The following is a 23,234-nucleotide window of genomic DNA, read 5'->3' as shown; positions in this document are numbered from 1 at the left end:
GAGAGAAGCAGCGTGATGCCGGTGACACGAATTTTACCAACGCATTCGTGCTGCGCCCGCGCTTTGATGCAGCGTTAGCCGTTTGGCCGACTGATCCGCAAAAAATGCGAGAAAGAAGAACGCATAAAAAAAGCCGCTCAGTCGAAACTGAGCGGCTTCGCTGGCTGGTGAGCCCAAGCGGCTTACGCTGCCTGGACTGACTGACCTGAGCTTACTCGCCTGAGTGCTGCTGTTCGGCGGCCGGAGTTTCCGGCGTACCGAATTCGAACGACTCTTCCGCTGCGATCTGATCGAAACGCTCGCGGTCCGACAGCTCCTTGGTCTTGCGCGCCTTGTGGAACGCGAGACCCGTACCAGCCGGAATCAGACGGCCGACGATCACGTTTTCCTTCAGACCACGCAGGTCGTCGCGCTTGCCCATAATCGCCGCTTCGGTCAGCACGCGGGTCGTTTCCTGGAACGACGCCGCCGAGATGAACGAATCGGTCGACAACGAGGCCTTCGTGATACCGAGCAAGACGTTTTCGTACGTTGCCGGACGCTTGTCTTCCGCAATCATACGGTCGTTCTCGTCGAGCATATCCGACCGCTCGACCTGTTCGCCCGGGATGAAACGCGTATCGCCGTTGTCCGTAATCTGCACGCGGCGCAGCATCTGACGAACAATCACTTCAATGTGCTTGTCGTTGATCTTCACGCCTTGCAGACGGTACACGTCCTGCACTTCGTCCACGATGTAACGCGACAGCGCTTCGATACCTTGCAGACGCAAGATGTCGTGCGGATCGGCCGGACCGTCGACAATCATTTCGCCCTTGTTGACGACCTGACCATCGTGCACCAGAACCTGCTTTTCCTTCGCGATCAGGAACTCGTGCTGATTGCCGTCGAGGTCCGTGATAACGAGACGCTGCTTGCCCTTCGTGTCCTTACCGAACGACGTCGTACCCGTGACTTCCGCCAGGATACCTGCGTCCTTCGGCGAACGCGCTTCGAACAGCTCGGCCACACGCGGCAGACCACCGGTAATGTCACGCGTTTTCTGCGATTCAACCGGGATACGTGCCAGCACTTCACCGACCTGCACTTGCTGACCGTCCTTCACGGTGATCAGAGCGCCGACCTGGAAGCCGATCTGCACCGAGTGCTCGGTGTTCGGGATCTTGACTTCTTCGCCGTTCGCGTCGAGCAGCTTGACCTGCGGACGCACCGTCTTCGACGCTTGCGAACCACGACGCTTCACGTCGATCACGACCAGCGTGGACAGACCCGTCACATCGTCGATCTGCTTCGCAACGGTCACGCCTTCTTCGACGTTTTCGAACTTCACCGTACCGCCCCACTCGGTGATGATCGGACGCGTCAACGGATCCCACGTCGCCAGTTGCGTGCCGGCCTTGATCTGCGCGCCATCCAGTTGCAACAGCGTCGCGCCGTACGGCACCTTGTGACGTTCGCGCTCGCGACCGTGGTCGTCGGTGATCATCGCCTCGCCCGAACGCGAGATGACGATCTGCTCGCCCTTCGCGTTGGTGACGTAACGCATCGTTGCCGTGAAACGCACTGTACCGTTCGACTTCGCTTCAACCGACGAAGCCACTGCCGCACGCGACGCCGCACCACCGATGTGGAACGTACGCATCGTGAGCTGCGTGCCCGGTTCACCGATCGACTGAGCAGCGATCACGCCGACTGCTTCACCGACGTTGACCGACGAGCCACGGCCCAGGTCGCGGCCATAGCAGGCTGCGCACAGACCGTAACGCGTTTCGCAAGTCAGCGGCGTACGTACGCGCACTTCGTCGATGCCGAGGCGTTCGATTTCTTCGACCGCATCTTCGTCGAGCAACGTGCCCGTTTCGTACAGCGTTTCCTGCGATTCCGGATTGACGACGTCAGCCACCGTCACGCGACCCAGAATACGGTCACGCAGCGCTTCGACGACTTCACCGCCTTCGACCAACGCCTTCATGGCGACGCCGTTGGACGTACCGCAATCGTCCTCGACCACCACCAGATCCTGCGTCACGTCGACCAGACGACGCGTCAGGTAACCCGAGTTTGCCGTCTTCAGTGCCGTATCAGCCAGACCCTTACGTGCGCCGTGGGTCGAGATGAAGTACTGCAACACGTTCAGGCCTTCGCGGAAGTTCGCCGTAATCGGCGTCTCGATGATCGAGCCGTCCGGCTTCGCCATCAGGCCACGCATACCGGCCAGCTGACGAATCTGAACCGCGGAACCACGAGCACCCGAGTCCGCCATCATGTAAATCGAGTTGAACGATTCCTGACGCGTTTCGTTGCCGTCGCGATCCGTGACCGGTTCCGTCGACAGCTGTTCCATCATCGCCTTGCCGACCGCTTCCGACGTTGCCGACCAGATGTCGACCACATTGTTGTAGCGCTCTTGCGACGTGACGAGACCCGACATGTACTGACGGTCGTATTCCTTCACCTTCTTCGCGGCGTCGCCGACGATGGTTTCCTTCTGCGGCGGCACGAGCATGTCGTCGACGCAGATCGAAATACCAGCGCGCGTTGCCAGACGGAAACCCGACTGCATCAACTGGTCGGCGAAAATCACCGTTTCACGCAGACCGCACTTGCGGAATGCGGTGTTGATGAGGCGCGAGATTTCCTTCTTCTTCAGCGGCTTGTTGAGCACCGAGAACGGCAGGCCCGGCGGAAGGATTTCCGACAGGATTGCACGGCCAACGGTGGTCGGGTACAGCGTGATCTTCGGCACGAACGCCGGCGCACCTTCCGACTTGTCTTCGTTATGGACCATTTCGGTGATCCGCACGTTGACGCGCGAGGCGAGCTCGACTTCCTTGTTCTCGTAAGCACGCAGCGCTTCCGAAACGCCGGTGAACGTCAGGCCTTCGCCCTTTGCGTTCACTGCTTCACGGGTCGCGTAGTACAAACCGAGCACGATATCCTGCGACGGCACGATCGACGGATCGCCGTTGGCCGGGAACAGGACGTTGTTCGACGCCAGCATCAGCGTGCGCGCTTCCATCTGCGCTTCCAGCGACAGCGGCACGTGAACAGCCATCTGGTCACCGTCGAAGTCGGCGTTGAACGCCGCGCAAACGAGCGGATGCAGCTGGATTGCCTTACCTTCGATCAGCACCGGCTCGAAAGCCTGAATGCCGAGACGGTGCAGCGTCGGCGCACGGTTCAGCATGACCGGATGTTCGCGAATGACTTCTTCGAGAATGTCCCACACCACCGGCGTCTGGTTCTCGACTTCCTTCTTCGCAGCCTTGATGGTGGTAGCGACACCCATCACTTCGAGCTTGTTGAAGATGAACGGCTTGAACAGTTCGAGCGCCATCAGCTTCGGCAGACCGCACTGATGCAGCTTGAGCGTCGGGCCGACCACGATCACCGAACGGCCCGAATAGTCAACGCGCTTACCGAGCAAGTTCTGACGGAAACGACCGCCCTTACCCTTGATCATGTCGGCGAGCGACTTCAGCGGACGCTTGTTCGCGCCGGTCATGGCCTTACCGCGACGACCGTTGTCGAGCAGCGAATCGACGGCTTCCTGCAGCATCCGCTTTTCGTTGCGGACGATGATTTCAGGCGCCTTCAGTTCGAGCAGACGCTTCAACCGGTTGTTACGGTTGATCACGCGGCGATACAGGTCGTTCAGGTCCGACGTCGCGAAACGGCCGCCATCCAGCGGCACCAGCGGACGCAGTTCCGGCGGCAGCACCGGCAGCACTTCGAGCACCATCCAGTCAGGCTTGATGCCCGAACGCTGGAAAGCCTCGAGCACCTTCAGGCGCTTCGCGTACTTCTTGATCTTCGCTTCCGAACCCGTGTTCTTGAGTTCGGTGCGCAGCATCTCGACCTGTTCGTCGATGTTGATCGCGCGCAGCAGTTCGCGCACGCCTTCCGCGCCCATCTCGGCACGGAATTCGTCACCGTACTCTTCGACCTTGTTGTAGTAATCCTCTTCCGTCATGATCTGCCGCGCTTTCAGCGGCGTCATGCCCGGATCGATCACCACATACGCTTCGAAGTACAGCACGCGTTCGATGTCGCGCAGCGTCATGTCGAGCACCATGCCCAGACGCGACGGCAGCGACTTCAGGAACCAGATGTGCGCAACCGGCGAGGCCAGTTCGATGTGCCCCATCCGTTCGCGACGCACCTTCGCCAGCGTCACTTCGACGCCGCACTTCTCGCAGATCACGCCACGGTGCTTCAGGCGCTTGTACTTGCCGCAAAGGCATTCGTAGTCTTTGATCGGCCCGAAGATCTTCGCGCAGAACAAACCATCGCGTTCCGGCTTGAACGTCCGGTAGTTGATGGTTTCCGGCTTCTTCACTTCACCGAACGACCACGAACGGATCTTGTCCGGCGAAGCCAGACCGATCTTGATCGCGTCAAAAACTTCAGGCTGTTGGACTTGCTTGAATAGATCGAGCAGAGCTTTCATTGCTTTCTCTCCGTAGTCCGATTAGTTGCGGTCGAGGTCGATGTCGATACCGAGCGAGCGGATTTCCTTCACCAACACGTTGAAGGATTCCGGCATGCCGGCGTCGATCACGTGATCGCCCTTGACCAGGTTTTCATAAACCTTGGTCCGGCCTGTCACGTCGTCCGACTTCACCGTCAGCATTTCCTGCAGCACGTACGATGCGCCGTACGCTTCGAGCGCCCACACTTCCATTTCACCGAAACGCTGGCCACCGAATTGCGCCTTACCGCCCAACGGCTGCTGCGTCACGAGCGAGTACGGGCCCGTGGAACGTGCGTGCATCTTGTCGTCGACCAAGTGGTGCAGCTTCAGGTAGTGCATGTAGCCGACCGTCACCGTACGTTCGAACATTTCGCCCGTGCGGCCGTCGTACAGACGCACCTGATTCTTCGACGGCGTCATGCCGAGGTTCTTCGCGATGTCGTCCGGGAATGCCAGATCCAGCGCGCGCGACATTTCTTCTTCCGTCGCGCCGTCGAACACCGGCGTAGCGAACGGCACGCCTTCGCGCAGGTTCTTCGCCAGTTCGACGATCTCGTCGTCCGTGAAGCTGTCCAGCTCTTCAGCGCGACCCGACTCGTTGTAGATCTTGGTCAGGAATTCGCGCAGTTCAGCGATCTTCGCCTGACGCTGCAGCATTTCGCCGATACGCCAGCCGAGACCCTTCGCGGCCCAACCCAGATGCACTTCGAGAACCTGACCCACGTTCATCCGCGACGGCACGCCGAGCGGGTTCAGAACGACGTCAGCCGGACGGCCGTCGGCCATGTACGGCATGTCTTCGATCGGAACGATCTTCGACACGACACCCTTGTTACCGTGACGGCCGGCCATCTTGTCGCCAGGCTGCAGGCGGCGCTTGACTGCCAGATATACCTTGACCATCTTCAACACGCCCGGCGGCAGTTCGTCGCCTTGCGTGAGCTTCTTGCGCTTTTCTTCGAACGCCAGATCGAACTGGTGACGCTTCTGTTCGATCGAGTCCTTGATAGCTTCGAGCTGTGCCGCTGCTTCTTCGTCCGCGAGGCGGATGTCGAACCAGTGGTAGTGATCCAGATCTTGCAGGTAAGCCTGTTCGATCTTCGTGCCCTTGGCCAGTTTCTTCGGACCGCCGTTCGCGACCTTGCCGTCGAGCATACGTGCGAGACGCTGGAATGCGTCGCCTTCCACGATACGCAGCTGGTCGTTCAGGTCGAGGCGATAGCGCTTCAGTTCATCGTCGATGATCTGTTGCGCGCGCTTATCGCGCTGAATGCCTTCACGCGTGAACACTTGAACGTCGATCACCGTGCCGCTCATGCCCGACGGCACGCGCAGCGACGTGTCCTTCACGTCCGAAGCCTTTTCACCGAAGATCGCGCGCAGCAGCTTTTCTTCCGGCGTCAGTTGGGTTTCGCCCTTCGGCGTGACCTTACCGACCAGCACGTCGCCTGCTTCGACTTCAGCGCCGATGTAGACGATGCCCGATTCATCGAGACGGCCGAGTTGCACTTCAGCCAGGTTCGAGATGTCGCGCGTGATTTCTTCCGGTCCGAGCTTCGTATCGCGAGCTACGACGTTCAGTTCTTCGATGTGGATCGACGTGTAACGGTCGTCGGCAACCACCTTCTCCGAGATCAAAATCGAGTCTTCGAAGTTGTAACCGTTCCACGGCATGAACGCGACCAGCATGTTCTGGCCGAGAGCCAGTTCGCCGAGGTCGGTCGATGCGCCATCAGCCAGCACGTCGCCACGCGACACGATGTCGCCGACCTTCACGATCGGGCGCTGGTTGATGTTCGTGTTCTGGTTCGAACGCGTGTACTTGATCAGGTTGTAGATGTCCACGCCGACGTCGCCAGCAACGGCTTCATCGTCGTTCACGCGGATCACCATACGGCCTGCGTCGACGTAATCGACCACACCGCCACGGAATGCCTGAACCGTCGTACCCGAGTCGACTGCCACCGTGCGCTCGATACCCGTACCGACCACGGCCTTTTCAGGACGCAGACACGGCACAGCCTGACGCTGCATGTTCGAACCCATCAATGCGCGGTTCGCGTCATCGTGCTCGAGGAACGGAATCAGCGATGCTGCCACCGACACGATCTGCGACGGCGCCACGTCCATGTACTGGATGCGGTCCGGCGTAACCATCAGCGTTTCGCCAGCTTCACGCGACGACACCAGTTCGTCGGTCAGCGAGCCGTCTTCGGCCACGGCCGCGTTCGCCTGAGCGATCACGTAACGGCCTTCTTCGATCGCCGACAGATAGTCGATCTGATCGGTCACCTTGCTGTCCACAACCTTGCGATACGGCGTTTCGAGGAAGCCGTATTCGTTCAGGTGCGCGTACAGTGCGAGCGAGTTGATCAGGCCGATGTTCGGACCTTCCGGCGTTTCAATCGGACACACGCGACCGTAGTGAGTCGGGTGCACGTCGCGGACTTCAAAGCCAGCGCGTTCACGCGTCAAACCGCCCGGGCCAAGAGCCGAAACACGGCGCTTGTGGGTGATTTCCGACAGCGGGTTCGTTTGGTCCATGAACTGCGACAGCTGCGACGAACCGAAGAACTCGCGAATCGCCGACGAAATCGGCTTCGAGTTGATCAGGTCGTGCGGCATCAGGTTTTCGCTTTCGGCTTGGCCGAGGCGTTCCTTCACAGCACGTTCGACACGCACGAGACCTGCGCGGAACTGGTTTTCCGCCAGTTCACCGACGCAACGCACACGACGATTGCCCAAGTGGTCGATGTCGTCGACTTCGCCCTTGCCGTTGCGCAGTTCGACCAGGATCTTGATCGTGGCGAGGATGTCGTCGTCTTGCAACGTCATCGGACCGACGATTTCGTCGCGGCCGACACGGCGATTGAACTTCATACGACCCACCTTGGACAGGTCGTATGCGTCTTCGCTGTAGAACAGACGGTTGAACAGCGCCTCGACCGCTTCTTCGGTCGGCGGTTCGCCCGGACGCATCATGCGGTAGATCGCGATGCGCGCGGCCATCTTGTCCGCGGTTTCGTCGATACGCAGCGTCGACGAGATGTACGGACCTTGATCCAGATCGTTCGTGTAGAGCGTCTGGATATCTTTGATCTTCGACTCGCGCAGCTTCTCGAGCACGGTTTCCGTGATTTCGTCGTTCGCGTTAGCGATGACTTCACCCGTGTCGCCGTCGACGACGTTCTTTGCCAGCACGCGGCCGAGCAAATAGTCTTCCGGGACCGAGATGAACTTGGTCTTGGCGTTGTCGAGGTCGCGAATGTGCTTCGCGTTGATCCGCTTGTCCTTCTGGACGATCACGTTGCCATCACGGTCCGTGATGTCGAAACGCGCGACTTCACCACGCAGACGCTCGGGAACGAATTCCATCTGCGCGCCTTCCGGCATCAGCGTGAAATTGTCGAACACGAAGAAGTTTGCGAGGATCTGTTCCGGCGTGAGGCCGATTGCCTTCAGCAGGATCGTGACCGGCATCTTGCGGCGACGGTCGACGCGGAAGTACAGCACGTCCTTCGGGTCGAACTCGAAATCGAGCCACGAACCGCGGTAGGGAATGATACGTGCCGAGAACAGGAGCTTGCCCGAGCTGTGCGTCTTGCCCTTGTCGTGCTCGAAGAACACGCCCGGCGAACGGTGCAGCTGCGAAACGATCACACGTTCCGTGCCGTTGATGACGAACGAACCCGTCGGCGTCATGAGCGGAATTTCGCCCATGTACACTTCCTGTTCCTTCACTTCCTTGACGACCGGCTTGCTCGGCGATTCCTTGTCGAGCAGCACCAGGCGCACTTTCGCGCGCAGGGCCGAACAGTACGTCAAACCGCGCTGCTGACATTCCTTGATGTTGAATGCCGGCGGCGACAGCATGTAGCTGACGAACTCTAGACGAGCGAACCCGTTATGCGAAACAATCGGAAAAACGGAAGTAAACGCAGCTTGCAGGCCTTCCGGCTTGCGTTGCGTGGACGACGTGTCTGCTTGCAGAAACGTGCTGAATGATTCAAGCTGGGTAGCCAGCAGGAAAGGTACTTGGTGAACGATGGGGCGCTTCGCAAAACTCTTGCGAATACGCTTCTTCTCGGTGAAGGAATATTGCATACGATCTCCGAATCACGGCGGGCATTGTTGTCGAGGCAGGATACCTTGATGAGACAACCCGAGTGTTCACCGACTGAGACCCGATGGCCGTCCGATGGCTTGAACGAGCCTAGAAGCTTGGTGGTTGGCCGCTACCAACCGCTGGCTGACGGCAGCGGATGCCTATGTTGCCCGCTACCCGACCAAACTTGCCTTCTGCAGTCGCTTCAGAAGACAAAGAGAAGCGCCGGTCAATGTTGCCGAATGGCGATTTTCTTTGGCTTCTGGGGCACCGGTTCTTGCCGAAACTGGCAGGCAAAAACGTTGTCCCCACAAAGCACAAAAAGGCCGGCGGTGGAAAACCGCCAGCCTTCGCACAGCGCGCTGAAACTTACTTGATTTCAGCTTTCGCGCCGGCTTCTTCCAGCTTCTTCTTGGCTTCTTCAGCAGCGGCCTTCGGTACCGATTCCTTAACAGGCTTCGGTGCACCGTCAACCAGGTCCTTCGCTTCCTTCAGGCCGAGACCCGTCAGTTCGCGAACAGCCTTAATGACCGAAACCTTGTTCGCGCCGACTTCCGTCAGGTTGACCGTGAATTCGGTTTGCTCTTCAGCAGCAGCAGCAGCGCCGCCGCCTGCCGGGCCTGCCACTGCAACAGCAGCTGCCGACACGCCAAACTTTTCTTCGAACGCCTTGACCAGCTCGTTCAGTTCCAGAACCGACATCGAGCTTACTGCCTCGAGGATGTCTTCTTTTGCGATTGCCATTTGAAATACTCCTAAATTGAATTCGGATACAGCCAGCGATCAATCACGCTCGACTGAAGTGCATTACGCAGCGGCTTCTTCGCCTTGTTTCTTTTCTGCCAGCGCGGCCAGAGCGCGCGCAAAGCCAGAAACAGGTGCCTGCATAACGTACAACAGCTTGGAGAGCAGTTCTTCGCGGCTCGGGATGTTTGCCAGCGCTTGCACGCCAGCCTTGTCCATCACCTTGCCTTCGTAGGAACCGGCCTTGATGATCAACTTGTCATTGGTTTTGCCGAAGTCGTTGACGACCTTAGCAGCAGCAATTGCATCTTCCGAGATGCCGTAGATCAGCGGACCAGTCATCTGCTCTGCCAGCGGAGCAAACGGGGTACCTTCGACAGCGCGACGCGCCAGCGTGTTTTTCAACACGCGAAGGTAAACCTGTTGCTCACGCGCTTTCGCGCGCAGCTTGGTCAGATCGCCAACCGCGATTCCACGATACTCAGCCAGAACCACGGTCTGGGCTTTCGCGACTTGCGCGGCAACCTCAGCGACGACGGCCTGCTTGCTTTCTTTGTTAAGTGGCACGGTTAACCTCCAGATTCGATACACGCAGCGTGCGCCTTGTGTACCGCGTTCAATAACGGCGTCCGACCAGTCAGGAGTATTTCACCGCCTGAGCCCCGCATTGCTGCGGATATCAACCGGCTTCATCACTACAAAACCTTTTCGGGTTCGCCATCTGCGTTGGCTTTACATTAAGGACGCGCCTACCAGCTGCGCGCCCGCCAACGGTCTTTGACAACCGGTCGCTCGATGCAGACTGCCACCTTACGACCGCCCAAAGCCCATAAAACCGCCCCAACTCACGCCGAGGCGATGAAATCCATTACTGTGCTGCGATCGATGCCTGGTCGACGCGAACGCCGACGCCCATCGTGCTCGACAGCGCAACCTTACGCAGGTAGACGCCCTTGCTCGTTGCCGGCTTCGCCTTTTGCAGCGCGTCGACGAGAGCGTTCAGGTTGCTACGCAGAGCTGTCGGCTCGAACGAAGCACGGCCGATAGTAGCGTGGATGATACCGGCCTTGTCGACGCGGAATTGCACCTGACCAGCCTTAGCGTTCTTCACGGCAGTCGCGACGTCCGGCGTGACCGTACCGACCTTCGGATTCGGCATCAAGCCGCGCGGGCCGAGGATCTGGCCGAGCGTACCGACAACGCGCATCGTGTCCGGCGAAGCGATCACAATGTCGAAGTCCAACTTGCCAGCCTTGACTTGTTCAGCCAGGTCTTCCATACCGACCACTTCTGCGCCGGCTGCACGAGCTTGCTCAGCCTTTTCGCCCTGTGCGAACACTGCGACGCGAACCGACTTACCCGTACCAGCCGGCAGCACGACCGAGCCACGAACCACTTGGTCCGACTTCTTCGCGTCGATGCCGAGTTGCACAGCGACGTCGATCGACTCGTCGAACTTCGCGCTTGCACATTCCTTCACGAGCGACAGAGCTTCGTCGATTGCGTACAGCTTTTGACGATCAACCTTGGCTGCAAATGCTTGCAGACGCTTTGAAAGCTTGGCCATTTACACGCCCTCCACGGTGATGCCCATCGAGCGGGCGCTACCAGCGATCGTACGAACCGCTGCGTCAAGATCAGCTGCCGTCAGATCGGGCATCTTGGTCTTGGCGATATCTTCAGCCTGAGCGCGGGTGATCTTGCCGACCTTGTCGGTATGCGGCTTGCTCGAACCCTTATCGATCTTTGCTGCCTTCTTGATCAGAACTGTTGCCGGCGGCGTCTTCAGAACGAACGTGAAGCTCTTGTCCGCAAATGCGGTGATCACAACCGGAGTCGGCAGACCTGGTTCCAGCGCTTGAGTCTGCGCGTTGAACGCCTTGCAGAACTCCATGATGTTCAGGCCGCGTTGACCCAGTGCCGGGCCGACCGGCGGCGACGGATTGGCTTTACCTGCAGGAATCTGCAGCTTGATAAAGCCGATAATTTTCTTTGCCATGTTGAAAACCTCTTTGGAACACCGCACGGGTACATGCGGACGTTCAGTGAGTAGTAGCGCGCGTTCGCCAAAAAATCGGCTACTTACGCTCCTCAACGGTCATTACGCGGACCGTAAGCGCGAAATACGGAACGCACCGACTGGTGCGCTCCGCGGAATTCCGGACTACAGCTTTTCGACCTGGCCGAATTCCAGTTCGACCGGCGTTGCGCGGCCGAAGATTGTAACGGAAACACGGACACGCGACTTTTCGTAGTTCACTTCTTCGACGCTGCCGTTGAAATCCGTGAACGGACCGTCCTTCACCCGCACCATCTCGCCGACTTCGAACAGGGTCTTTGGACGCGGCTTTTCCACGCCTTCCTGCATTTGCGACATGATCTTCTCGACTTCCCGCGGGGAAATCGGACTGGGACGATTACGCGCACCGCCTACGAAACCCGTCACCTTTGCCGTGTTTTTCACGAGGTGCCACGTCTCATCAGTCATTTCCATTTCGACGAGCACATAGCCCGGGAAGAAACGACGTTCGGTCACCGATTTGTGACCGCCCTTCACCTCGACGACTTCTTCAGTCGGAACGAGGATTTGACCAAACTGGTCTTGCATGCCAGCACGTTCGATGCGCTCCTGAAGCGCACGTTGCACGCTCTTCTCCATGCCGGAGTAGGCGTGCACCACGTACCAACGTTTGCCGCTCGGGGATGCCGGAGTATCGCTCATATCATTTCCAACCCAGAATCACCGAGAAAATCGCCCATTCGATGGATTTATCACTAACCCAAAGAAGGATCGCCATGACGAACACGAAGCCGAACACCACAAGCGTCGTCTGGGTAGCCTCTTTGCGAGTCGGCCAAACGACCTTGCGGACTTCCTTGTACGAATCTTTGGCGAAAGCGATGAAACCCTTGCCAGGCGCGGAGAGAAGACCGACTGCAATACCCGCGATCGCACCAACAGCCAAGGCGGCTCCGCGGACGTACCATTCCTGGCCGCTGAGCCAGAAGAACCCCACGAACCCGGCCAAGACCAACAATACGCCCGCGACGAGCATCAGCTTGTCGCCGGATGTATTTACAGTTTCGACGGAAGGATTCGCCATAACACCTTAACGAAGCGCCACGTACGGCGCGAGAGTTGGCAGGGGCAGAGGGAATCGAACCCCCAACCTTCGGTTTTGGAGACCGACGCTCTGCCAGTTGAGCTATACCCCTAAACCATTTTGGGGTTGACGACACCGCCAACCCCGAAACTACCGATTAACGAGAACTTTCTGGCGTTACTCGAGAATCTTGGCAACCACACCTGCGCCGACCGTACGGCCGCCTTCGCGGATTGCGAAACGCAGACCTTCTTCCATCGCGATCGGGTTGATCAGCTTCACCGTGATCGACACGTTGTCGCCCGGCATGACCATTTCCTTGTCCTTCGGCAACTCGATCGAGCCCGTCACGTCCGTCGTACGGAAGTAGAACTGCGGACGATAGTTGTTGAAGAACGGCGTGTGACGGCCACCTTCGTCCTTGCTCAGCACGTACACTTCAGCCGTGAAGTGCGTGTGCGGGTTGATCGAACCCGGCTTGGCCAGCACCTGGCCACGCTCCACGTCTTCACGCTTCGTGCCGCGCAGCAGGATACCGACGTTGTCGCCTGCCTGACCCTGATCGAGCAGCTTGCGGAACATTTCCACGCCCGTGCAGGTCGTCTTCACCGTCGGCTTGATACCGACAATTTCGATTTCCTCGCCGACCTTCACGACGCCGCGCTCAACGCGACCCGTCACCACCGTGCCGCGACCCGAGATCGAGAACACGTCTTCCACCGGCATCAGGAACGCACCGTCAACTGCGCGCTCCGGCGTCGGGATGTACGTGTCCAGCGCGTCGGCCAGATTCATGATCGCCACTTCGCCCAGCTCGCCCTTGTCGCCTTCCAGCGCCAGCTTGGCCGAACCCTTGATGATCGGCGTGTCGTCGCCCGGGAAGTCGTACTTCGACAGAAGTTCGCGAACTTCCATCTCGACCAGCTCCAGCAGCTCAGCGTCGTCCACCATGTCGCACTTGTTCAGGAACACGATGATGTACGGCACGCCAACCTGACGCGCCAGCAGGATGTGCTCACGCGTTTGCGGCATCGGGCCGTCAGCGGCCGAACACACCAGGATCGCGCCGTCCATCTGCGCTGCGCCCGTGATCATGTTCTTCACATAGTCAGCGTGGCCCGGGCAGTCGACGTGTGCGTAGTGGCGGTTTGCCGTTTCGTACTCGACGTGTGCCGTGTTGATCGTGATACCACGCGCCTTTTCTTCCGGCGCCGCGTCGATCTGGTCGTATGCCTTCGCTTCGCCGCCAAACTTCTGCGTCAGAACCGTCGTGATCGCTGCCGTCAGCGTGGTCTTGCCGTGGTCAACGTGACCGATCGTGCCGACGTTCACGTGCGGCTTGGTCCGCTCAAACTTACCCTTGGCCATTTTCGACTCCTAAGAGGATTTTTCCGTACGTTGCGCCGGGCGCAAACAATCACCGAGTACGTCTGGTGCCCATGGGCAGGATCGAACTGCCGACCTCTCCCTTACCAAGGGAGTGCTCTACCACTGAGCCACATGGGCGCTACTTCTATATTGCTGGAGCGGGTGAAGGGAATCGAACCCTCGTCGTAAGCTTGGAAGGCTTCTGCTCTACCATTGAGCTACACCCGCAAGGATCCATGGATTCCCAACAACTGCTACAACTTGCATTCTGGTGGAGGAGGTTGGATTCGAACCAACGTAGGCGTAAGCCAACAGATTTACAGTCTGCCCCCTTTAGCCACTCGGGCACCCCTCCGCAGAGAACTGATGATTATGGGGGAACAACCGCTTGTTGTCAAGACTTGCTTGACCGCTCCAAACCCAAGGCTCTCACTTATATAGTGATTTCAGCGCTATCGTAAACGCAGAAACCCCACCTTTGTGGGGTGGGGTTTCTGATTGCTGCTGGGGAGCCTGACGACTACCTACTTTCACACGGGTAATCCGCACTATCATCGGCGTGGAGTCGTTTCACGGTCCTGTTCGGGATGGGAAGGGGTGGGACCGACTCGCTATGGTCATCAGGCATGACTTGTTGCTGCACTGCTCGTGGAGCAATGCAACCAATCGGGAAGAAGTAGCTGAGAGGATGCCTCTCGTGTTGCTTTGGGTTGTGTTGTTTCTGGCACAACACGATCACTTAACCTGAGTGGCCTTGCCCCCTTCGGGGGTGGGATGCCCGTCCAGTGCTGAAGCACTGACGATCATCGCAAAACACACCTGTTATAGGATCAAGCCTTACGGGCAATTAGTATCAGTTAGCTTAACGCATTACTGCGCTTCCACACCTGACCTATCAACGTCCTGGTCTTGAACGACCCTTCAAGGGGCTCGAAGCCCCGGGGATATCTCATCTTAAGGCGAGTTTCCCGCTTAGATGCTTTCAGCGGTTATCTCTTCCGAACATAGCTACCCGGCGATGCCACTGGCGTGACAACCGGTACACCAGAGGTTCGTCCACTCCGGTCCTCTCGTACTAGGAGCAGCCCCCTTCAAATATCCAGCGCCCACGGCAGATAGGGACCAAACTGTCTCACGACGTTTTAAACCCAGCTCACGTACCTCTTTAAATGGCGAACAGCCATACCCTTGGGACCGGCTACAGCCCCAGGATGAGATGAGCCGACATCGAGGTGCCAAACACCGCCGTCGATATGAACTCTTGGGCGGTATCAGCCTGTTATCCCCAGAGTACCTTTTATCCGTTGAGCGATGGCCCTTCCATACAGAACCACCGGATCACTATGACCTGCTTTCGCACCTGCTCGACTTGTCGGTCTCGCAGTTAAGCACGCTTATGCCATTGCACTATCAGCACGATTTCCGACCGTACCTAGCGTACCTTCGTACTCCTCCGTTACACTTTGGGAGGAGACCGCCCCAGTCAAACTGCCTACCATGCACTGTCCCCGATCCGGATTACGGACCAAGGTTAGAACCTCAAACAAACCAGGGTGGTATTTCAAGGATGGCTCCACGCAGACTGGCGTCCACGCTTCAAAGCCTCCCACCTATCCTACACAGACCGGTTCAAAGTCCAATGCAAAGCTACAGTAAAGGTTCATGGGGTCTTTCCGTCTAGCCGCGGGGAGATTGCATCATCACAAACACTTCAACTTCGCTGAGTCTCGGGAGGAGACAGTGTGGCCATCGTTACGCCATTCGTGCAGGTCGGAACTTACCCGACAAGGAATTTCGCTACCTTAGGACCGTTATAGTTACGGCCGCCGTTTACCGGGACTTCAATCAAGAGCTTGCACCCCATCATTTAATCTTCCGGCACCGGGCAGGCGTCACACCCTATACGTCCACTTTCGTGTTTGCAGAGTGCTGTGTTTTTATTAAACAGTCGCAGCCACCAGTTTATTGCAACCCCTTCACCCTCTGCGCGCAGGCGCATCAGGCTACAGGGGCGTACCTTATCCCGAAGTTACGGTACCAATTTGCCGAGTTCCTTCTCCCGAGTTCTCTCAAGCGCCTTAGAATACTCATCTCGCCCACCTGTGTCGGTTTGCGGTACGGTCACTGTCAAACTGAAGCTTAGAGGCTTTTCTTGGAACCACTTCCGATTGCTTCTTCACCGAAGTGAATGGCCTCGCACCCTTGAATTCCGCGCCCGGATTTGCCAAAGCGCCTTCTCCAATGCAAGGACCGGGACTTCCAACACCCGGACAACCTTCCGCGATCCGTCCCCCCATCGCATTTAACAATGGTGCAGGAATATTAACCTGCTTCCCATCAGCTACGCATTTCTGCCTCGCCTTAGGGGCCGACTCACCCTACGCCGATGAACGTTGCGTAGGAAACCTTGGGCTTACGGCGAGGGGGCTTTTCACCCCCTTTATCGCTACTCATGTCAGCATTCGCACTTCCGATACCTCCAGCACACTTTCCAGTGCACCTTCGCAGGCTTACGGAACGCTCTCCTACCATGCACATAAATGTGCATCCGCAGCTTCGGTATATTGCTTAGCCCCGTTACATCTTCCGCGCAGGACGACTCGATCAGTGAGCTATTACGCTTTCTTTAAAGGATGGCTGCTTCTAAGCCAACCTCCTGACTGTTTTAGCCTTCCCACTTCGTTTCCCACTTAGCAATATTTGGGGACCTTAGCTGGCGGTCTGGGTTGTTTCCCTCTTGACACCGGACGTTAGCACCCGATGTCTGTCTCCCGTGATTGCACTCTTCGGTATTCGGAGTTTGCTATGGCGTAGTAATCCGCAATGGACCCCACAACCATGACAGTGCTCTACCCCCGAAGGTGATACACGAGGCACTACCTAAATAGTTTTCGGAGAGAACCAGCTATTTCCAGGTTTGTTTAGCCTTTCACCCCTATCCACAGCTCATCCCCTAACTTTTCAACGTTAGTGGGTTCGGACCTCCAGTACGTGTTACCGCACCTTCATCCTGGCCATGGATAGATCACCTGGTTTCGGGTCTACACCCAGCGACTGAATCGCCCTGTTCGGACTCGCTTTCGCTACGCCTGCCCTAATCGGTTAAGCTTGCCACTGAATGTAAGTCGCTGACCCATTATACAAAAGGTACGCCGTCACCCTCTTTCAAAGGCTCCGACTGTTTGTATGCATGCGGTTTCAGGATCTGTTTCACTCCCCTCCCGGGGTTCTTTTCGCCTTTCCCTCACGGTACTGGTTCACTATCGGTCGATCACGAGTATTTAGCCTTGGAGGATGGTCCCCCCATCTTCAGACAGGATTTCACGTGTCCCGCCCTACTTGTCGTACACCTAGTTCTTCCTCGCTGTTTTCGTCTACAGGGCTATCACCTGCTATGGCGGCACTTTCCAGAGCCTTCGACTAACAATGAAGATAAAGAGTACAGGCTGGTCCCATTTCGCTCGCCACTACTCTGGGAATCTCGGTTGATTTCTTTTCCTGCGGTTACTTAGATGTTTCAGTTCACCGCGTTCGCTTCACGTAGCCTATGTATTCAGCTACGGATGACCCATACGGGCCGGGTTTCCCCATTCGGATATCGGTGGATCAAAGCTCGTTTGCCAGCTCCCCACCGCTTTTCGCAGGCTACCGCGTCCTTCATCGCCTGTGATCGCCAAGGCATCCACCACATGCACTTGTTCGCTTGACCCTATAACGGGTGTGTCTCGCACGCCCTTCGCTGGGAAGACCGTGTCTGCCACACTCGCTACAGGTTGAGTATTCGTGTTGCGCCGTATTCCAAAAGCGATCTTTCGATCTCTCTTTTCATACATTGATACAATCACAACCCTGATTCACCTACTCAACCACCCATCTCTAAGTGATCTTTCGTGAATCTCTTTACTACTTCTTCCTGATTGTTAAAGAACGACAGCCGATATAAAGCTCTGCTTCATATCACTCTGACTGGCTCAATCGCCAATGCACAACGCTCTGCCTTTTACTGCCCGCAGAACGCTACGCATTGAGGATTGGTGGAGGATGACGGGATCGAACCGACGACCCCCTGCTTGCAAAGCAGGTGCTCTCCCAGCTGAGCTAATCCCCCAGTCATACAGCTACCCCAGAGGTTTCAGACGATCAGCACACCAGACAAGACTTTGGTGGGTCTGGATGGATTCGAACCATCGACCCCCGCCTTATCAAGACGGTGCTCTAACCGACTGAGCTACAGACCCCTGAGTCTGTCCTGATTTCACAGCCGATAAGCGTGAGCGCTCAACGCATTGCTTTTACACAACTGACGCGTTTAGCTCGAGAAAGGAGGTGATCCAGCCGCACCTTCCGATACGGCTACCTTGTTACGACTTCACCCCAGTCATGAATCCTACCGTGGTGACCGTCCTCCTTGCGGTTAGACTAGCCACTTCTGGTAAAACCCACTCCCATGGTGTGACGGGCGGTGTGTACAAGACCCGGGAACGTATTCACCGCGGCATGCTGATCCGCGATTACTAGCGATTCCAGCTTCACGCACTCGAGTTGCAGAGTGCGATCCGGACTACGATCGGTTTTCTGGGATTGGCTCCCCCTCGCGGGTTGGCGACCCTCTGTTCCGACCATTGTATGACGTGTGAAGCCCTACCCATAAGGGCCATGAGGACTTGACGTCATCCCCACCTTCCTCCGGTTTGTCACCGGCAGTCTCCCTAGAGTGCTCTTGCGTAGCAACTAGGGACAAGGGTTGCGCTCGTTGCGGGACTTAACCCAACATCTCACGACACGAGCTGACGACAGCCATGCAGCACCTGTGTTATGGCTCCCTTTCGGGCACTCCCACCTCTCAGCAGGATTCCATACATGTCAAGGGTAGGTAAGGTTTTTCGCGTTGCATCGAATTAATCCACATCATCCACCGCTTGTGCGGGTCCCCGTCAATTCCTTTGAGTTTTAATCTTGCGACCGTACTCCCCAGGCGGTCAACTTCACGCGTTAGCTACGTTACCAAGTCAATGAAGACCCGACAACTAGTTGACATCGTTTAGGGCGTGGACTACCAGGGTATCTAATCCTGTTTGCTCCCCACGCTTTCGTGCATGAGCGTCAGTATTGGCCCAGGGGGCTGCCTTCGCCATCGGTATTCCTCCACATCTCTACGCATTTCACTGCTACACGTGGAATTCTACCCCCCTCTGCCATACTCTAGCCCGCCAGTCACAAATGCAGTTCCCAGGTTAAGCCCGGGGATTTCACATCTGTCTTAGCGGACCGCCTGCGCACGCTTTACGCCCAGTAATTCCGATTAACGCTTGCACCCTACGTATTACCGCGGCTGCTGGCACGTAGTTAGCCGGTGCTTATTCTTCCGGTACCGTCATCCCCCCACCGTATTAGGGCGGAGGTTTTCTTTCCGGACAAAAGTGCTTTACAACCCGAAGGCCTTCTTCACACACGCGGCATTGCTGGATCAGGCTTGCGCCCATTGTCCAAAATTCCCCACTGCTGCCTCCCGTAGGAGTCTGGGCCGTGTCTCAGTCCCAGTGTGGCTGGTCGTCCTCTCAGACCAGCTACAGATCGTCGCCTTGGTAGGCCTTTACCCCACCAACTAGCTAATCTGCCATCGGCCGCCCCTGTAGCGCGAGGTCCTAAGATCCCCCGCTTTCATCCGCAGATCGTATGCGGTATTAATCCGGCTTTCGCCGGGCTATCCCCCACTACAGGACACGTTCCGATGTATTACTCACCCGTTCGCCACTCGCCACCAGGATTGCTCCCGTGCTGCCGTTCGACTTGCATGTGTAAGGCATGCCGCCAGCGTTCAATCTGAGCCAGGATCAAACTCTTCAGTTCAAACCTGTTACTGTTTTTCGGTTCAGTTAAGAACCGGTCGCTCACTCAACGTACTGACGAATGATCTCTCCATCTTTCAATGGAAAAACCTTCCTTTCATTACTGTGTGAGACTTGATACTTTCGCTTCTTCCGGCAGATCCCGAAGGGCCCGCCGGCGCGTCGCGCATCAAGCGCCCACACTTATCGGCTGTTAATTTTTAAAGATCGATTACGCATTCACTACCGAACCCGCACCGCCAGTCGTCAGCATCACAACCACCCGGTACCGCTTCGTTCTGCGTCGCTGCATCAGCAGCAGAGAAACGAGATTATGAAGGCTCTTTTTCGTTTCGTCAACAACATTTTTCGCTTTCGCTTAAAACCTTGTTGACGCTACGGCCGCTGGTTTCTGCCGCGGCCCTCGTTCTGCAACGAGGAGGCGAATCTTAGGTCAACATCGGCCATATAACAAGGGTTTGACCGAAATCTTTTTTGGCGGCTCATTTGTGGGTTGAATTCACCACCGCGTCCATCGGAACCACGTCGGCCATCGCGGCGTAGCCGGCGTCGCTGGGATGGATGTGATCGCCACTGTCAAAGTAGCGCCGCAGACGATCCGGCTGCGCCGGATCACGCAGCGCGGCGTCGAAGTCCACCACGCCGTCGAAGGCATGGCTCGTCCGAATCCACTGGTTGACGGCGAGCCGCATGCTTTCTCGCTGCGGCGGAAGCGACGCCGGCGTGAGCGTCGCACCGAACAGCTTCACACCGGCGTGCCGGGCAGCGGTGATCAGCCGCTGGTATCCGGCAATCAGATCGACGGCCGTCACCGACGTGTGCGGAAAATCGCAATCGAGCCCATTGCGCGGCGGCATGGCCGCGAAGTTGATGTCATTGATGCCGATCAGCAGAATCGCCGTCTTGACGCCCGGGCGCCCGAGCACGTCGTGCTCGAAGCGCGTCGCGAGCGCGTCGCCGTAGCAAGGGGAGTCGCTCAACAGGCGGTTGCCGCTGATCCCCAGATTGACAATCGCGGTCGACCGGTCGCCGCTAGCGGCAAACCGGCGCGCCAACGCGTCGGGCCAGCGGCGATTCTGGTTCAGGCTGGAGCGCATGCCGTCTGTGATCGAGTCGCCGATCGCGGCAACGGCCGCGGATGCAGGTGCCGCATCCACCGACAATCCGGTTACCCACACATATTGGGTGAACCTACCGCGAAACGCCTCGGCAGAAGCATCCGCCGTGTGATTACCCGGCGCCGAAACATAGTTCACCTGGTTCGACACACGATGCCACGCCACGATACGCTGCTCGGCCCCCATAAATGCGCTGACGGCATAAGGCGCACCTCCGGCGATATCGATCGCGACGGGGTCACTGTCCAGCTCGCCACCCGGCGGAATCGAGACTGCACTCTTGCCGCTGAACGTCACGCGCGCCTCACCATTACCAGCCGCCGCGCCACCCGCAGAACGCGCGATCCGCAGGTCTTCGATGACGAGCGGAGTTTTACCGTACCGATTGCTGAGATGAACCCGCGCGGACTTTCCGGACAGCGTCGGATAAACGATCTGGCGCACTGTGCGCCCAGCTACTTCGGGTGCGCGATACAGCGGCGGCAAGTCCGCCCGCTGAGGAATAGGTTGCAGCGCAGTCGCCCATGCGGTGACCCAATGTGCCGGGGCGTCGGCTGCGAAAACGGTCGGGGAAACGGCAAATTGGACAAACAACGCCGCGCTGCACGCGGCGGCCAAGGTGCGAATGGTCATTCGGGTGGTCGGTTGAAGGCGAAACGTGCATTGTGCCCGATCGCTCCAGCCGTCGCGGGTCTCTGCGACGGCATTCGCGCGCGGCCGACTCAGGCCGTCTGCGCTCCGGCCATCTTCAACGCGAGCGCTTCGGCGACTTCGATCCCGTCGATGGCAGCCGAGTAGATCCCGCCGGCATAGCCCGCTCCTTCGCCGGCCGGATACAGGCCTTCGACGTTCATGCTCTGATAGTCGTCCCGCCGCCGCACGCGAATCGGCGACGACGTTCTCGTCTCGACGCCTGTCAGCACGGCGTCGTGCATCGCGAACCCGGCGATCTTCTTGTCCATCTCCGGCAAGGCTTCGCGAATGGCCTCGATCACATAGTCGGGAAGCGCCGTGCTGAGATCGGTCGGATGCACGCCGGGCTTGTAGGACGGCACCACCGAACCCAGCGACGTGGACGGCCGGCCGGCGATAAAGTCGCCGACCAGCTGGCCCGGCGCCATGTAGTTGCCGCCACCCAGCTCGAAAGCCCGCTCTTCCCATTTGCGCTGAAAAGCGATCCCGGCGAGCGGGCCGCCCGGGTAATCGTCCGGCGTGATGCCAACCACGATCCCCGCGTTGGCATTCCGCTCCGCCCGCGAATACTGGCTCATGCCGTTGGTCACCACGCGGCCCGGTTCGGAGGTCGCCGCCACCACGGTGCCGCCCGGGCACATGCAGAAACTGTAGACGGCGCGGCCGTTGCTGCAGTGATGCACCACCTTATAGTCGGCGGCGCCGAGCTGTTTGTGACCGGCAAACTTGCCGAAACGGCTGCGGTCGATCAAACCCTGCGGATGTTCAATGCGGAAACCGAGTGAAAACGGCTTCGCCTCAATGTAGACGCCGCGGTCGTTCAGCATCTGGAAGGTGTCGCGCGCGCTATGCCCGACCGCCAGCACCACATGATCGCAGCGCAGCGTTTCGCCGGTAGACAGCTTCAGCGCCCGCACCTTGCCCTGATCGATCTCGATATCGTCGACGCGGGTTTCGAAACGCACTTCGCCGCCCAACTCGTGGATGGTCGCGCGCATTTTTTCAACCATGCTCACCAGCCGGAACGTGCCGATATGCGGCCGGCTCAGAAACAGAATGTCTTCCGGCGCGCCAGCCCGCACGAATTCGTCGAGCACCTTGCGGCCGTAGTGCTTCGGATCCTTGATCTGGCTGTACAGCTTGCCGTCCGAGAAAGTGCCCGCGCCGCCTTCGCCGAACTGCACATTCGATTCGGGATTGAGCACCGACTTACGCCACAAGCCGAAGGTGTCCTTGGTGCGCTCGCGCACGGCCTTGCCGCGCTCGAGGATGATTGGCCGGAAACCCATTTGCGCCAGGATCAACCCGGCAAACAGGCCGCACGGCCCCATGCCGATCACGACCGGGCGCAGCGCGGTCATCTGCGCCGGCGCTTTGGCGACGAACCGGTAGGCCATGTCTGGCGTCACGCCGCAATGTGGCACGTCGGCGAGCCGCTTGAGCGCCGCCGCTTCATCCGTCACCTCGGCATCGACGATGTAGGTGAGCTTGATGTCGGCGCGCTTGCGCGCATCGTGCGCGCGACGAAACACGGTGTATCGGATGAGCCCGTCCACGGCCACGCCGAGTTCCGCGAGGCGCGCACGCACGGCGGCTTCGAGGGCGCTCTCGGGATGATCGAGCGGGAGTTTGATTTCGCTTAAACGTAACATGAGTACCGGGGGACGCAGGAAGGCCGCAAATCGCGGCCAATTCGCAATTTTATAGGTTTAGTGTGGGGGCGGGGCGCCGGCGCAGACGAAACGCCTTGCTAACGAATCTCTTCCCTCCTCCATCGGC

11 protein-coding genes, 6 tRNA genes and 3 rRNA genes are annotated in these 23,234 nt (G+C 58.2%); all 20 read right to left on the bottom strand.

Annotated features, from left to right (window positions below):
- Positions 1–211 precede the first annotated feature (211 nt).
- On the bottom strand, positions 212–4,450 hold the full coding sequence (gene rpoC / locus B0G82_RS07470; RefSeq protein ID WP_106284138.1) for a DNA-directed RNA polymerase subunit beta': 4,239 nt from the start codon (positions 4,448–4,450) through the stop codon (positions 212–214).
- A gap of 21 nt (positions 4,451–4,471) precedes the next feature.
- Positions 4,472–8,578, bottom strand: coding sequence for a DNA-directed RNA polymerase subunit beta (rpoB, locus tag B0G82_RS07465; RefSeq protein WP_106284137.1), 4,107 nt, complete (start codon positions 8,576–8,578; stop codon positions 4,472–4,474).
- 370 nt (positions 8,579–8,948) lie between these two features.
- Positions 8,949–9,323 carry a 50S ribosomal protein L7/L12 gene (gene rplL / locus B0G82_RS07460; RefSeq protein ID WP_011490060.1) on the bottom strand — a complete coding sequence of 125 codons (375 nt, stop codon included), beginning with the start codon at positions 9,321–9,323 and terminating at the stop codon, positions 8,949–8,951.
- 63 nt (positions 9,324–9,386) lie between these two features.
- Positions 9,387–9,890, bottom strand: a complete 504-nt coding sequence (gene rplJ, locus B0G82_RS07455; RefSeq protein ID WP_102632847.1) for a 50S ribosomal protein L10 — start codon at positions 9,888–9,890, stop codon at positions 9,387–9,389.
- Between the two features lie 301 nt (positions 9,891–10,191).
- Positions 10,192–10,890, bottom strand: coding sequence for a 50S ribosomal protein L1 (gene rplA / locus B0G82_RS07450; protein WP_007180145.1), 699 nt, complete (start codon positions 10,888–10,890; stop codon positions 10,192–10,194).
- Complete coding sequence (rplK, locus tag B0G82_RS07445; RefSeq protein ID WP_012434578.1) at positions 10,891–11,322, bottom strand: 50S ribosomal protein L11; 432 nt, start codon at positions 11,320–11,322, stop codon at positions 10,891–10,893.
- 165 nt (positions 11,323–11,487) lie between these two features.
- Complete coding sequence (gene nusG, locus B0G82_RS07440) at positions 11,488–12,045, bottom strand: transcription termination/antitermination protein NusG (protein WP_007180147.1); 558 nt, start codon at positions 12,043–12,045, stop codon at positions 11,488–11,490.
- Position 12,046: 1 nt separating this feature from the next.
- Positions 12,047–12,427 (bottom strand): preprotein translocase subunit SecE, encoded by a 381-nt coding sequence (gene secE, locus B0G82_RS07435; RefSeq protein WP_106284136.1) that lies wholly within the window; start codon positions 12,425–12,427, stop codon positions 12,047–12,049.
- Positions 12,428–12,463: 36 nt separating this feature from the next.
- Positions 12,464–12,539: transfer RNA gene (locus B0G82_RS07430), tRNA-Trp, on the bottom strand.
- A 65-nt stretch (positions 12,540–12,604) separates the two neighbouring features.
- Positions 12,605–13,795 (bottom strand): elongation factor Tu, encoded by a 1,191-nt coding sequence (tuf, locus tag B0G82_RS07425; protein WP_012434572.1) that lies wholly within the window; start codon positions 13,793–13,795, stop codon positions 12,605–12,607.
- Between the two features lie 63 nt (positions 13,796–13,858).
- A tRNA-Thr gene (locus B0G82_RS07420) sits at positions 13,859–13,933 on the bottom strand.
- A gap of 16 nt (positions 13,934–13,949) precedes the next feature.
- Positions 13,950–14,023, bottom strand: a tRNA-Gly gene (locus tag B0G82_RS07415).
- A 41-nt stretch (positions 14,024–14,064) separates the two neighbouring features.
- Positions 14,065–14,150 (bottom strand) — tRNA-Tyr (locus B0G82_RS07410).
- Positions 14,151–14,306: 156 nt separating this feature from the next.
- Positions 14,307–14,420, bottom strand: a 5S ribosomal RNA gene (gene rrf / locus B0G82_RS07405).
- A gap of 201 nt (positions 14,421–14,621) precedes the next feature.
- Positions 14,622–17,504: ribosomal RNA gene (locus tag B0G82_RS07400) — 23S ribosomal RNA — on the bottom strand.
- 323 nt (positions 17,505–17,827) lie between these two features.
- Positions 17,828–17,903 (bottom strand) — tRNA-Ala (locus tag B0G82_RS07395).
- A gap of 53 nt (positions 17,904–17,956) precedes the next feature.
- Positions 17,957–18,033, bottom strand: a tRNA-Ile gene (locus B0G82_RS07390).
- Between the two features lie 81 nt (positions 18,034–18,114).
- Positions 18,115–19,645, bottom strand: a 16S ribosomal RNA gene (locus B0G82_RS07385).
- Together the 16S, 23S and 5S rRNA genes with 5 tRNA genes alongside form the textbook arrangement of a ribosomal RNA operon.
- A gap of 481 nt (positions 19,646–20,126) precedes the next feature.
- A complete protein-coding gene (locus B0G82_RS07380) occupies positions 20,127–21,395 on the bottom strand; it encodes an SGNH/GDSL hydrolase family protein (protein ID WP_121307069.1) in 1,269 nt (422 codons plus the stop codon).
- Positions 21,396–21,484: 89 nt separating this feature from the next.
- Positions 21,485–23,107, bottom strand: coding sequence for an NAD(P)/FAD-dependent oxidoreductase (locus B0G82_RS07375; protein WP_116118447.1), 1,623 nt, complete (start codon positions 23,105–23,107; stop codon positions 21,485–21,487).
- Positions 23,108–23,234 lie beyond the last annotated feature (127 nt).

Source organism: Paraburkholderia sp. BL17N1 (assembly GCF_003634175.1).
In the GTDB taxonomy this organism is placed as follows: Bacteria; Pseudomonadota; Gammaproteobacteria; order Burkholderiales; family Burkholderiaceae; genus Paraburkholderia.
This window is presented reverse-complemented; position numbering and strand designations above follow the sequence as displayed.

Coding starts and splice junctions, on each gene's coding strand:
- rplK (WP_012434578.1), bottom strand. CDS start 11,322: ATGGCAAAGAAAATTATCGGCTTTATCAAGCTGCAGATTCCTGCAGGT.
- nusG (WP_007180147.1), bottom strand. CDS start 12,045: ATGAGCGATACTCCGGCATCCCCGAGCGGCAAACGTTGGTACGTGGTG.
- B0G82_RS07375 (WP_116118447.1), bottom strand. CDS start 23,107: ATGTTACGTTTAAGCGAAATCAAACTCCCGCTCGATCATCCCGAGAGC.
- rplL (WP_011490060.1), bottom strand. CDS start 9,323: ATGGCAATCGCAAAAGAAGACATCCTCGAGGCAGTAAGCTCGATGTCG.
- B0G82_RS07380 (WP_121307069.1), bottom strand. CDS start 21,395: ATGACCATTCGCACCTTGGCCGCCGCGTGCAGCGCGGCGTTGTTTGTC.
- rpoB (WP_106284137.1), bottom strand. CDS start 8,578: ATGCAATATTCCTTCACCGAGAAGAAGCGTATTCGCAAGAGTTTTGCG.
- tuf (WP_012434572.1), bottom strand. CDS start 13,795: ATGGCCAAGGGTAAGTTTGAGCGGACCAAGCCGCACGTGAACGTCGGC.
- secE (WP_106284136.1), bottom strand. CDS start 12,427: ATGGCGAATCCTTCCGTCGAAACTGTAAATACATCCGGCGACAAGCTG.
- rpoC (WP_106284138.1), bottom strand. CDS start 4,450: ATGAAAGCTCTGCTCGATCTATTCAAGCAAGTCCAACAGCCTGAAGTT.
- rplA (WP_007180145.1), bottom strand. CDS start 10,890: ATGGCCAAGCTTTCAAAGCGTCTGCAAGCATTTGCAGCCAAGGTTGAT.